At 38.3% G+C, this 12,488-nt stretch carries 12 protein-coding genes; 3 read left to right on the top strand and 9 right to left on the bottom strand.

Annotated elements, in window-relative coordinates; all coding sequences use genetic code 11:
* Nucleotides 1-20 precede the first annotated feature (20 nt).
* Nucleotides 21-1,277, top strand: coding sequence for an OprD family outer membrane porin (locus tag F935_RS05435; RefSeq protein ID WP_016137980.1), 1,257 nt, complete (start codon nucleotides 21-23; stop codon nucleotides 1,275-1,277).
* Nucleotides 1,278-1,310: 33 nt separating this feature from the next.
* Here F935_RS05435 and F935_RS05430 read toward each other — a convergent pair whose 3' ends face one another.
* Genes F935_RS05430 through F935_RS05415 form a run of 4 tightly spaced genes read right to left on the bottom strand, consistent with a single transcriptional unit; the run spans nucleotide 1,311 to nucleotide 5,147 of the window.
* The gene (locus tag F935_RS05430; protein WP_016137979.1) at nucleotides 1,311-2,054 is read right to left on the bottom strand and encodes an SDR family oxidoreductase; all 744 of its coding nucleotides are present in this window, start codon (nucleotides 2,052-2,054) and stop codon (nucleotides 1,311-1,313) included.
* Nucleotides 2,055-2,069: 15 nt separating this feature from the next.
* The gene (locus F935_RS05425; RefSeq protein ID WP_016137978.1) at nucleotides 2,070-2,768 is read right to left on the bottom strand and encodes a histidine phosphatase family protein; all 699 of its coding nucleotides are present in this window, start codon (nucleotides 2,766-2,768) and stop codon (nucleotides 2,070-2,072) included.
* Nucleotides 2,765-3,886 carry a phosphotransferase family protein gene (locus tag F935_RS05420; protein ID WP_016137977.1) on the bottom strand — a complete coding sequence of 374 codons (1,122 nt, stop codon included), beginning with the start codon at nucleotides 3,884-3,886 and terminating at the stop codon, nucleotides 2,765-2,767. Before F935_RS05420 ends, F935_RS05425 begins: the two co-directional genes overlap by 4 nt.
* 16 nt (nucleotides 3,887-3,902) lie before the next feature.
* A complete protein-coding gene (locus F935_RS05415) occupies nucleotides 3,903-5,147 on the bottom strand; it encodes an acyl-CoA dehydrogenase family protein (protein ID WP_016137976.1) in 1,245 nt (414 codons plus the stop codon).
* 88 nt (nucleotides 5,148-5,235) lie between these two features.
* On the opposite strand from F935_RS05415, the gene F935_RS05410 reads away from it, so the two are divergent.
* Nucleotides 5,236-6,156 carry a LysR family transcriptional regulator gene (locus F935_RS05410; RefSeq protein WP_016137975.1) on the top strand — a complete coding sequence of 307 codons (921 nt, stop codon included), beginning with the start codon at nucleotides 5,236-5,238 and terminating at the stop codon, nucleotides 6,154-6,156.
* A gap of 42 nt (nucleotides 6,157-6,198) precedes the next feature.
* Nucleotides 6,199-7,011 carry an IclR family transcriptional regulator PcaU gene (gene pcaU, locus F935_RS05405; protein ID WP_016137974.1) on the top strand — a complete coding sequence of 271 codons (813 nt, stop codon included), beginning with the start codon at nucleotides 6,199-6,201 and terminating at the stop codon, nucleotides 7,009-7,011.
* A 58-nt stretch (nucleotides 7,012-7,069) separates the two neighbouring features.
* Here pcaU and F935_RS05400 read toward each other — a convergent pair whose 3' ends face one another.
* The 5 genes from F935_RS05400 to F935_RS05380 form a co-directional block, all read right to left on the bottom strand.
* Nucleotides 7,070-7,936, bottom strand: coding sequence for an MBL fold metallo-hydrolase (locus tag F935_RS05400; protein ID WP_016137973.1), 867 nt, complete (start codon nucleotides 7,934-7,936; stop codon nucleotides 7,070-7,072).
* Nucleotides 7,937-7,940: 4 nt separating this feature from the next.
* The gene (locus tag F935_RS05395; RefSeq protein ID WP_035366072.1) at nucleotides 7,941-8,354 is read right to left on the bottom strand and encodes a DUF6691 family protein; all 414 of its coding nucleotides are present in this window, start codon (nucleotides 8,352-8,354) and stop codon (nucleotides 7,941-7,943) included.
* Nucleotides 8,355-8,358: 4 nt separating this feature from the next.
* Nucleotides 8,359-8,772 carry a YeeE/YedE family protein gene (locus F935_RS05390; RefSeq protein ID WP_016137971.1) on the bottom strand — a complete coding sequence of 138 codons (414 nt, stop codon included), beginning with the start codon at nucleotides 8,770-8,772 and terminating at the stop codon, nucleotides 8,359-8,361.
* A gap of 135 nt (nucleotides 8,773-8,907) precedes the next feature.
* A complete protein-coding gene (locus F935_RS05385; protein ID WP_080645698.1) occupies nucleotides 8,908-9,366 on the bottom strand; it encodes a DUF6438 domain-containing protein in 459 nt (152 codons plus the stop codon).
* A 650-nt stretch (nucleotides 9,367-10,016) separates the two neighbouring features.
* Entirely contained in the window at nucleotides 10,017-12,446 is a 2,430-nt protein-coding gene (locus tag F935_RS05380; RefSeq protein ID WP_016137969.1) for a glucose/quinate/shikimate family membrane-bound PQQ-dependent dehydrogenase, read from the bottom strand.
* Nucleotides 12,447-12,488: the final 42 nt, after the last annotated feature.

Below are 12,488 nucleotides of genomic sequence, written 5' to 3'. Positions count from 1 at the left end.
ATACATCTGGGAAATGGATTATGGAATTATTTCACCGTTTTAAACCACACACTTTAGCTGTTGCCACTTTATTACTGATGTGCAGCAACTCATGGGCCGCAAATCCAAATCAGCAAACTGAAGATGAATGGAAATTCACTTTAAAAAATGCTTATATCAACCGTGATTTTGATAATGATGCCTTAAAAGATACGGGCAGTTGGTCTCAAGCAGCATCATTATTTTATAAGTCGAAAATGCATGATACCCAACTAGTTATAGCAGACAAGCCGATTACGATTGGGGCTGATGCTTCTGTTCAATACGCCGTGCGTTTAAGTTCTGACAAACACGTCGCAGATACAGTTTTGCCCTTTAATAAAGAAACGCAATCTCAAGCATCAGACTATCTAAAATACGGCGCGACCTTAAAACTCGGCTATGACAAAACCCTTTTAAGTGTCGGTGAACTCTGGCTCGATTTACCTGTAACAGCTGTAGATGCTAGTCGTCAGCTACTCACTTCGTATTGGGGAACCAACTTAAAGTCACAACTTTCAGATCAGCTTTATGCCGAAATTGGCCGAGTTGAAAAAGTGTCTCCACGAAATGAAGAAGACTTTAAAAAGTTTTCATTCACGGCAAATGGAATCACAAAAGAGTCGGATGGTCTTAACTACATTGACCTGCGCTATCAATTCACGCCGTCTTTAAAGGGTGAATATTATTTTGGTAATTTAGAAGATTTGTATAACAAGCATTATGTTGGGCTTGAACATACTTGGAAACAGCCAACTTTCGCTCTTACGTCTAAGTTTAAGTACTTTAATGCAAAAGATGATGGCAATACTTTTGATATTGATGCGCAGAACATTGGATTACTTGAAACCGTTAAAGTAAAAAACCATACCTTTGGTTTGGGTTACCAACAAATTATCGGTGAATCGGCTTACCCATTACCAGATGGCTTCTTACCAGAAACTTATTTCATTAACTGGAATGCTACGGGCTTCTTTAAAGAAGATGAAAAGTCTTACCATGTGATGTATGGCTACGATTTTAAAGATTATGTACCCGGTTTAAATGCGATGGTGAAATATGTTTACGGTCATGACTTTAAAGCAGCAAATGGTGAAAAGAACCATGAAACCGAGTCGAATGTGATTTTAAACTATGCATTTCAACAGCCGTTCTTAAAAGGCGTTGCCCTGCAATATATTCGTATTGATTACAACGTAAAACACGGCAATGACTTTGGTGAAGATCGTTTATTCGTCAATTACACCAAAAAGTTTTAATTAAAAAATCCCCCTAAAATTTAGGGGGATTTTTTATCCTAGTTTATTGACCAATCTTAAAGGCAAAACCTTCATGGCAATACTCATGGGTAACCATGGCCACTGCGGCACATAAGCCTTTACAGGTTGTTTTTCGATAGCTTTGACCAAAGCTTTACATCCTGTTTTGGCATCTACCTCAAAAGGTAAATGTTTAGCACCCTCATTTATTTCAGTACGAATGTAACCCGGGAAAATGGTTGAGACTTTAATTGGGGTATCTAATAATTCAGCACGAATACCTTCAGCCAAGTGAGCGACCGCGGCTTTACTTGCAGCATAAGTCGATAAATGTTTTGGTAATCCGCGCATAGCACTCATAGATGACATCACCACCAAATGACCGGCGTTTTGCTCTCTAAAAATTTCAATTGCTGCCTCACACTGCGCTAAAGCAGAAATAAAGTTTGTTTCAGCTGTGGCTCTGTTAATTTCAAAATTACCTTTACCAATACGACGGCCATTTCCGACTCCGGCATTTACAATAATTCGGTCTAAATAGCCAAATTGTTGTTTAAAGGCGCGAAATACTTCAAAAACCTGATCGTAATTGGTGACGTCCAGACTTTTTGCAATTACTTTAATACCGTACTCATTTTCAAGTTCAGTTTTTAGATCTTCCAATCTGTCTAAACGGCGTGCACAAATCGCTAAGTTATAGCCTTTGGCTGCAAATTCATGCGCCATACCCGCGCCTAATCCAGAACTTGCGCCTGTAATTAAAATTGTCTTCGCCATGCTTTTATCCTTATTTTAAATCCATGTCAGTAAATCTGGACGCTCAGCTTTTATAAAATGATGTTCATTTAAACTTAAAACCTGAGCTTCATTTCCCACCAAACGCAAAGTCGTAAGGCTTGTATTCGCAATTGCCCAATTTAAGGCAAAAGTTCGATTAGGACTGAGTTCAAGCAATTTTCCAATTGCTACAGAAATTACACCACCAGAGGTAAAAACGACTGCATAGCGAGGTTTGGTTTTTGCTAACTCATCACAAAGTTGCTGCAATGCTGTTTCGACTCTTTCTTTAAAATGTGGCCAAGACTCATCATATTCATGATGAAAATCGCCATCGGTCCATCGTCCAATTGCGCCTTCAAATATTTTGGCAAGATATGCACGTGGGTTCTGTTCTTGTGCTACATCAGCTTTTAAAAGTTCAGGCTGTTCAAAACGCGGTTCATAACGGGCAAAAACTTGTTGGTGGTTAAACTCATTCCATAAATTATTATGATGAATTATCGCATCTGGAAAGCATTCATCAAGTGCGAGCTTTGCAGTCTGCTCATGACGCTGCATAGTTCCTGCAACCACATAAGGTTGTTCTTTCAATATTTGCTTAAAATAACGACCTAACAAAGTCGCCTGAGCCTCACCATTTTCAGACAGCTCATCATAGTTACTTTTACCAAACGAGGCCTGTCCGTGTCTTACCAGATAAATTGTGGTCATCTTCTTAAAATACCCTGTATTTTCTGTAGAGATTGCTGAGCAAATTCAGATTTTTGCAATTTTTGCTGTGCGATAAGTTTTAAAGCTCGGATATGTAGCGCATGAATCACTATCCAGAAATCTTTAAATGCAGGATTTCGGGTTTGTTTATGGTAATAACGGTAATAGATTTGCTGAGCAATCACTGCTAAACGAAATACACCAAAGACTTCATAAAAAGCCCAGTTTTCTGGCTCTAATCCTGTTTTTTGCAAATAATAGTCAACGACTTCTTTTCGAGAAAACATTCCCTTTAAGTGAGTCGGCTGACGGCGTGTTGATCTAAAAATCATGTTATCCGTAGGCTCAACCCAATAGGCCAAAGCGCTACCTAAATCCATTAATGGATCACCCAAGGTCGCCATTTCCCAATCAAGCACGCCAATCACTTCTGTTGGATGTTCTGGATCTAAAATCACATTATCAAAACGCCAATCATTGTGAATAATACAAGTCGTAGAATCTTGAGGGATATTATCGTTTAGCCATTTTCGGACATATTTAAAAGAAGGAACGTTGATTGTGCGGACTTTTTCATAACGCTTATCCCAACCCTCAACTTGTCTACGACAATAGCCAGTACCTTTGCCTAGTTCAGCTAAAGGTGTGTTCTCATAATGAACTTGATGTAGCTCAATCAGCTTATCAATAACATTCACACAAAGTTGATGAACATCTTCTTCATTAAAACCAAGCTCAGGCGGTAATTTTGCACGAGGAATAATGCCTTCAATGCGTTCCATGACATAAAAATCACAGCCAATGACCGATTCATCCTGACAAAGTGTCACCATTTTAGGAAGCACCGGATAATAAGGCGCAAGATTTTTCTGCACCATATATTCACGGGCCATATCGTGGGCCGACTTCGCTTTTGTTCCTTTTGGAGGACGACGTAAAATTAAATCGGTATTTTCATACTTTAAACGGTAAGTCCAATTCGACGCCCCACCTGTATATTGAGTAACGACTGCTGGACCAATCAAATCAACATCTTGTTTTTTTAACCAGTTTTCAACTGACTCAATATCCAGCTCTTCACCTTCACGTACTTCACCGCCTATATCAATTACCGACATCTTTATTTCCTTAAACTTATACTTTCTTATGACGACCGAAATAACCACGTTTGGCCAACTCTAATTTGGCAATCATGCCTTTATGTACTTCATCTGGACCATCAGCTAAACGTAAACTGCGTGCTTGAGCAAAGAAACCCGTTAATGGTGTATCTCTCGAAAGGCCCGCACCGCCATGTAGCTGAATCGCCATGTCGACTACTTTTTCTAAAACACTCGGAGCCACTACTTTAATTGCAGATATTTCTGTTAAAGCGGCCATATTTCCTAAAGTATCCATTTTATAAGCAGCATACAAGGTTAAAAGTCTAGCTTGATCTATGGCTACTCGCGCATCGGCTACACGTTCAAGGTTTCCACCGAGTTTTAAAATTTCTTTGCCAAACGCCGTTCTAGACATGCCTCTATCAATCATCAATTCTAGAGCTTTTTCTGCAGCTCCAATACAGCGCATGCAATGATGAATACGCCCTGGCCCTAAACGCCCTTGTGCAATTTCAAAACCTTGGCCCGCACCACCAATAAAGTTTTCAAGAGGCACTCGAACATTATTAAAGTGAACCTCACCGTGTCCATGTGGCGCATCGTAGTCGCCAAACACAGGTAACATCCGTTGAATTTCGACACCCGCCGTATCAATCGGTACTAAAACCATAGAGTGTTGATGATGGCGGTCTTTGGTTTCATCTGGAGTATGTGCCATAAAAATAATGACTTTAGCATTTGGGTCACCTAAGCCTGATGACCACCACTTTTTGCCATTTAAAACAATTTCATTCCCGTCTATGAGTGCAGTTGCTTGCATGTTCGTTGCATCGCTTGATGCAACCTCGGGTTCAGTCATACAAAAAACCGAGCGAATTTTTCCGTCCAATAAAGGTTCTAACCATTGTTGTTTTTGCTGTTCACTACCATAGCGCCATAACAATTCCATATTTCCTGTGTCTGGTGCATTACAGTTAAAAACGGTAGGTGCCAATAAGCTACGGCCAGTTAATTCAGCTATGTGCGCATATTCTTGAACACTTAGCCCAGCACCTAACTTGTCATCGGGCAAAAACATATTCCAAAGACCTGCCTGTTTGGCTTTATATTTTAGAGTTTCTAAAAGCTCAGGCCATTGCCATTTTTTCCAGTTTCCATCTGGATTTAACTCGTGAACTTCTTCCCAAAATTTTGCTTCGACAGGTTCTATTTCTTCTAAAATAAATTTTCTTGTTCGCTCAACCAAATCTTGAGCTTTCTTTGAGAGTTCAAACATTCTTTTTCCTTTACATCATTATCTGGTCTTTACATCAACATAACTTGAAACTTAATATGAATGAAATGATTTTATTAAATAACACCTCATGAATAATATTCATAACCTATATGGCCTAGACTTAAGTTTTTTTCATCGAATTGATATCAACTTATATCCGCTATTTATCGCGATTTATGAGCAAAAAAGTATTTCAAACGCGGCAAGTAGTCTCAATATTACACAGTCAGCAGCAAGTCATGCTTTACAACGATTACGCCAGCAACTTGAAGATGATGTATTTATACGAGTAGGTAATAAAATGTCTGCAACGCCTTTTGCAGAACAGATTTATCCAACTGTTAAGCAAGCACTTTTAACGATTCAAAATATTAGCCAGCAAAAACATGTTTTTGATCCAACCAGTTTAAAAAACCTAAAAATCGCCGTTCATGATGAAATTGAGCCGATTATTCTTCCAAGGCTTGCTCAACATTTTCAAAATCTTAATTTAGATTTACAGTTTGTCAGTATGAAGCTAGATCGAAAACATATTATGGCGGACTTAGCGACGCAGCAGCTCGATTTCGTGATTGACCTAGAACAATACTTATCTCCAAAAATTACCTTTGATCATTTGGTAACAGATGAATTCGTCATTTGCAGTCAACTTAAAGAAGTTGATTTATCTCGTTATATTAATGGACGACACATTGGTGTTTCATCACGCCGTACGGGTGCCTTACTTGAAGATATTTATTTAAACCAACATCAAAAAATTTCAAGAAATGTATTTATGCGCTGTCAAAACTACTCAACGGCGTTACAAGTTCTGGCGGCTCAAGCCAACGCAATATTGACCATGCCTCGTATGATTTTGCAGCATTTATCTTATAGTCCTGAAATTTGCTTACATTCTCTGCCTTTTGAGATAACCAATATTAAAATGGGTATGTTTTGGCACGAAGATTTAAGGGATAATTTAAGACATCAATTTTTGCGACATGAAATTATTAAACTTTTTCAGTAAAGCAAATTGATCTACTAAGCTTCTATCGTACAAGGACCAGTAATGAGTAAAGATGAACGGATAATCCAGAATCAGGACAACAAAAAAACGATTCGTCATGAAGATTACATTGCTGGCATCGGTAAAGGCATGGCGATTTTAGATAGCTTTAGCAGTAATCAACATCGTTTAAACATTTCTATGGCGGCTGAAAAAACCGGACTTACTCGAGCGGCAGCAAGACGTCATTTATTAACTTTAGAATATTTAGGTTATCTTGAGTCAGATGGCCACTATTACTATTTAACCCCAAAAGTTCTTAAATTTTCAGGAGCTTATTTAGGTGCAGCTCAGCTTCCAAAAGTCTCTCAGCCTTTATTAAATCTGTTAACTAACCAAACCTCTCTCATTTATTCAGTGATGGTACTTGATGGTTATGAAGCCATTACCATTGCCCGTAGTGCTGCCCACCAACAAACTGACCGTGTAAATCCATACGGCTTACATTTGGGTAACCGCTTACCGGCTCATGCGACATCTGCGGGAAAAATTTTACTGGCACATTTAAGCCAACAAGAACAATTAGATTGGCTCCAAAAATATCCTCTCCAGCGGTTAACTAAATATACGCATATCGAAAATGATAAATTTTTAGAGTTACTCAACGAAATTAGAGAACAAGATTGGTGTTATTCACGTGAAGAACACGAATTAGGCGTTCATGCACTCGCTGTACCCATTTATGGCCAAGACTTTAAAGTCGTTGCAGCTTTAAATATTGTCTCTCCTACCATGAAAACAACTGAAGAATATTTAATTCAACACATTTTGCCTTTATTGCAAGAGACTTCGCGGGATTTAAGGCAAGTTCTTTAAATCTTGCTTAGGCTATTTAAAGAATAAAAACGATCCAACATAAATGCTTAGGCTATTTCTAGAAGTAGTTGAAAGGAATTTTCAAATAACGAATGCCGTTTGATTCTGGTTCCGGAAAGTTTCCACCGTTCATATTAATTTGAATTGAAGGCAGAATTAATTTTGGCATTGCCAAAGTTGCATCTCGTTCTTGGCGCATTTTTATGAATGATTCTTTGGAAACGCGTCGATTTAAATGAATATTGCTTTGCTTTTGGGTTCTAATATCTGTTTGACAGATATATTCATCACGACCTTCGGGCTTATAGTCATGGCATAAAAACATGCGTATGTTGTCAGGAAGTGTATAAAGCTTTTGTACCGAATCATAAAGTGCAGCCGCACTTCCTTTAGGAAAATCGCATCTCGCTGAGCCATAATCGGGCATAAATAAAGTATCACCTACAAAAACAGCATCGGCAATCACATAGCTCAAGCAAGCGGGTGTATGCCCTGGTGTAGGAATGTTATAGGCTTCTATATCCCCTATTTTGAAATGTTCATGATCTTCAAATAAATAATCAAAAGGTTGATTTTCATTAAATTTCTTAAAATCAAAATTATAAATAGCTGAAAATGTTTCTTGTACGATTGAAATCTTTTGACTAATTGCAATGTCACCGCCCAATTTAGATTTTAAATATTGGGCAGCAGTCATATGGTCAGCGTGGACGTGGGTTTCTAAAATCCATTGTACTTTAAAGTTTTGAGCCAAGACATAATCGACAATCAGATCAGCATTGGTTGTTTTTGTAATTGCTGAAGCTGCGTCGTAGTCAAGCACACTATCAATAATAGCGCATTGATGAGTCGCTAAATCCGTAACAACATAGCTAAAAGTATTGGTGTTTTCATCAAAAAAATCTTTTACTAGAGGTTGTTGCATTGATTTAATTTCCTTTATTTAAGACTCTGTAAATAAACATTCCTAATAACATTGCCACAATAAAATAGAGCGCTTCAAAATGTCCTAATCCAATCAGTGTTAAAGCGGGCGCTGGACATATCCCTGCTATTCCCCAGCCTATACCGAAAATAAAAGCACCAACAATTAATCTTTGGTCAATCTGTGTATTCATTGGTAATTGAATTTTCTCATTAAAAAGCGTTTTAGGACTTTTTATAGCCTTTTGAAATGGAATAAATGCCATAGCAATCGCGCCTAACATCACAAACATTAAGCTGATATCCCACTGCCCAAAGATATCTAAAAAACCTAATACCTTTTCAGGATTAGACATACCCGAAATCATTAAGCCTAATGAAAACAAACTACCAAATATAAAAGCAAAAATGTTTTTCATAGGATTACCCCAACACATGACGAATGATATAAACGGTTAACATGCCAGCAAACATAAAAACTGCTGTCGCTATCATTGAGCGTTTTGATAGCCTGCTCATACCACAAATGCCATGGCCGCTTGTACATCCAGAGCCTAGCCGTGTTCCAAAGCCAACAAGTACACCAGCTAAAACAAGTGCAAATGTATTGGCTTTAATTTCAATTTCAGGCTGATAAAAATAGCCATAAATGAAAGGCGTAATCACGAGTCCTGCAATAAACCAGAATGCAGAACTTTTAAAAGTCTCTTTGGTTGGATTAATGATTTGAGCAAGCAATCCACTAATTCCAGCGATGCGACCATTTATATATAAATATCCAACTGTTGCGATGCCGAGTAATAAACCACCAAAAAAGGCATAGACAATATTTGACATATCACCACTCTTAACAATATATGTTTTTATAATCTGTATTATACGCTGATTCTTTTAGTAATACTTAATATAAAACTTTTGAGTTTATAATTCTTCTTAACAAGAAAAAGCCCCAAGGTTTTGGGGCTTTTGTCATTAAATTAGATCTTTAATGCCTAATTGTTCAGGCAGTTTTTCCATGACTTTATTCAATCTATTATTTGCAGGAGACATACAACCTGTGTAATGGCTTAATTTCGTTTCTGTACCATTTGGTTGAATCCATGAAATGTAATAGCTAGACATATCAGTTGCCGTTTGCTGACAACCCGCAGTTTTAGATTGTGTACCTGTTTCAGGACGATAAGCTTTTAGATCATCTGCAAGTTTTTTATAATCTTTTACGCTACCTTGAATTTCTTTAACACCGATAGCTTTAGTGTATTGCTTGCCTTCAAAACGAATTAAACCCGTAGGTGTTACTTCTACAGAATAGATTGGGCATGCGCCAAAGCATGGACTAGAAGCATAACGAATAGTTTCTTGTGTATTCGGCGCTTGCTGAACAGATGCACAACCCATCAAAGCTAAACCAGATAAAGTTGCAAGAACCAAAGATCTCATCGTATCACCTATTATTATCAAGTGGCTTTAATTTATCAAATCATACACTTCTTGTCATTAAAGACTATTTTTTGTGATTGTTTTCATTAATTCATACGTCTTAATGCTTAGGCTATTTTTACAGTAATTAAATATTATGATCTAAAGCGCATAAAAAAAGGCCCATCTTGCGATGAGCCTTAAGCCAATAAAAGCTTAAATTCCTGAAATACAAATTATTACTGGGTAGTAATAACCTGCGATGACCATTCTAACGTAATGCTATAAATTATATAAATATAATATAAATATATATTTACGCTTGTTTTTGCAGCAAAAAAATCCGACTTTTAAGGATGAAAAAGACGATAATGTTTATTTCTAATTAAAATTCACAACTTTAAGTTAAACAAAACTTAATAAACAAATAGGTTTTATTTATAGGTAAAACATTGTGAAAAATGTCTAATCGTTCGACTACATCTAGTGTTCAAGTGTTATCAATCTTAGGAATATTTTAGGTTTTGCAATAAGTTAAAGCACTTTTTTACTATTTGGTAAAGCTATCTAGTTAAAATAATAGAATTTACTATCAGACTTTAATACAAAAAAAATATTAAAGTTAAAGGCAAAAGAGAATTGCTCCCTTTTGCCTTATTTAATTATTTTTCTAAGCTATAAGCGACTACATAATCACCATGATCAGGTGACTGGCGAGCTCCGCCTGCCGTAACAACTACGTATTGCTTACCTGTTTTTGGTGAAACATAGCTTATTGGAGTTCCTTGGCTACCTACTGGCATGCGTGATTTCCACAGTTCTTTACCTGTAGATGAATCAAATGCACGTAAGTAGTAATCTTGTGTTGCTGCAAAGAAAACCAAACCGCCTTGTGTTGCCATTGGTCCACCAATTGTTGGCATACCGATTGGTGCTTTTAAGCCCATTTTGATACCCATAGGTCCTGTGTCTTCAACCGTACCCAGTGGGACTTGCCATGCGACTTGACGAGTTTTCATGTCAATTGCAGTCATGGTACCAAATGGTGGTTTCTGACAAGGAATACTTAAGGCAGACATAAAGCGGTTTTTATTCACTTTATATGGTGTACCTTTCATTGGTACAGCACCCATACCCGTATTTACTTTTTCTCCGCCACTGGCCTGAATCTTAAGATCTTCAGGAGTCTGTTCCATGAGTTGAACCCATAAGCCAAGGCGCATATCGTTCACGAACATATAACGATGAGTCGGATCAAAAGCAATACTACCCCAGTTCATGCCACCCAAAGAACCTGGGAAGCTTAATGAAACGTCAGTACCCGGTGCAGTAAATAGACCTTCGTAACGCATTGACTTGAAGTTAATACGGCACATGAGCTGATCAAACGGCGTTGCACCCCACATATCTGATTCAGTTAAAGTCTGATTACCAATTTGAGGCATTTCAACTGAACGTGGTTGAGTTGCACTGTATTGCTCACCCGGAATATTGGCAGGCTTAACTGGCTGTTCAATCACTTTAGTCAGTGGTTTACCAGTTACACGGTCAAGCACAAAGAATTGACCTGATTTGGTTCCAATCACAACAGCAGGTTTAGTCGTACCATCTTTTAATGGGAAGTCGACTAGACTTGGTTGCATTGGTAAGTCGAAGTCCCATAAATCGTTATGAACAGTTTGATATACCCACTTTTCTTTACCTGTTGTCGCATCAAGTGCCAAAACAGAAGTATTGTATTTATGATCTAACGGATTACGGTTACCCCCCCAAATGTCGACAGATGAGCTACCCATAGGTAAGAACACCGTATTCATTTGCGGGTCATATGACATTGCAGCCCAAGAGTTTGCCGAACTACGTTTATAAGTTTCACCCGGTTTTAGAACATAGTTAGGATCTGGATTACGTGCGTCAAATGCCCAGCGAAGTTTACCAGTAATGACGTCGTAACCACGGATAACACCACCCGGCATATCTGCTGCTACGTTATCGGCAATACGGCTACCCACTACAATGGTTGTTCCAGCAATAGTCGGTGCAGAAGTTACTTCAAAACGCGGAGCTTTGGTTCCAGCTCCCATACCTTCTAACAGATCAACTGTTCCATTTACACCAAAATCAGCACAGCGCTGACCGTTATCCGCATTGACTGCAATTAAACGACCATCAGGTGTATTTGTATATAAACGGCGCGGACAAGCCGTATTTGCTGCAACTGTGGTTACTGCATTTGCACCAGCCAAAGTTGGTTGTACAAGTGGTTTAGTCGAATCAAAGTATGCGACCCCACGGCAACGCTCCCAAGCATCGGCTTTAGAGTTCACTTCAGCTTTCCAGAGTTGTTTACCCGAGTCAGCATCTATCGCAAAAATGTTGTTATGTGGCGTACATAAAAAAACTTTATTTCCAACTTGTAGCGGGGTCATTTGGTCTTCAGCACCATTACCACTACCCGTTGTAAAATCACCTGTTCTAAAACGCCAAGCTTCTTTTAGTTTATGAACGTTATCTCGGTTAATTTGATCGAGAGCAACAAAGCGACTACCACCTGCATCATTTCCATAATTTTCCCAATTCACCTGTTTTTTAGCAGGGTCAACTGGTACTAAGGGTAGCTTTTCACCTGAACTTGCTACTGTTGGATGCGGTTGGAACATTTGATAGAACGCAATCAACATACCGACTACAACTAATCCACCCACTGCATAGGATGAAGATGCCAAGCTACTTTGAAATTGGTAACGTCGAATTGAAGGCAAGGTAAATAACAATGCGGCAAAAAGACCAGCAGGAAACATTAACCGCGAAAATAACGGCCAAAATTCCCAGCCTGCATCAACAAATGACCAAATTACGGTGCCAACAAAAACAGCCGCAAAAATCCAGACACCAAGTGCCTTTTTACGAAAAATACTAAATGCAGAAATGGTGATCAACAGTCCTGCGACTAGGAAATACCAAGATCCACCTAATGAAACTAGCTTGCCACCGCCTACGATGTAAAAAACACCAGTAGCCAATAAAACTAGGCCTAATAGAAAACACCATATTTTGAATAAGATATGAAACTTAGAATCTGACTCAGACATAGATCCTACTCCACATATACTGAACACAATAGTTCAAGCATT

Source organism: Acinetobacter calcoaceticus ANC 3811, from assembly GCF_000399665.1.
GTDB lineage: Bacteria > Pseudomonadota > Gammaproteobacteria > Pseudomonadales > Moraxellaceae > Acinetobacter > Acinetobacter calcoaceticus_B.
This window is presented reverse-complemented; position numbering and strand designations above follow the sequence as displayed.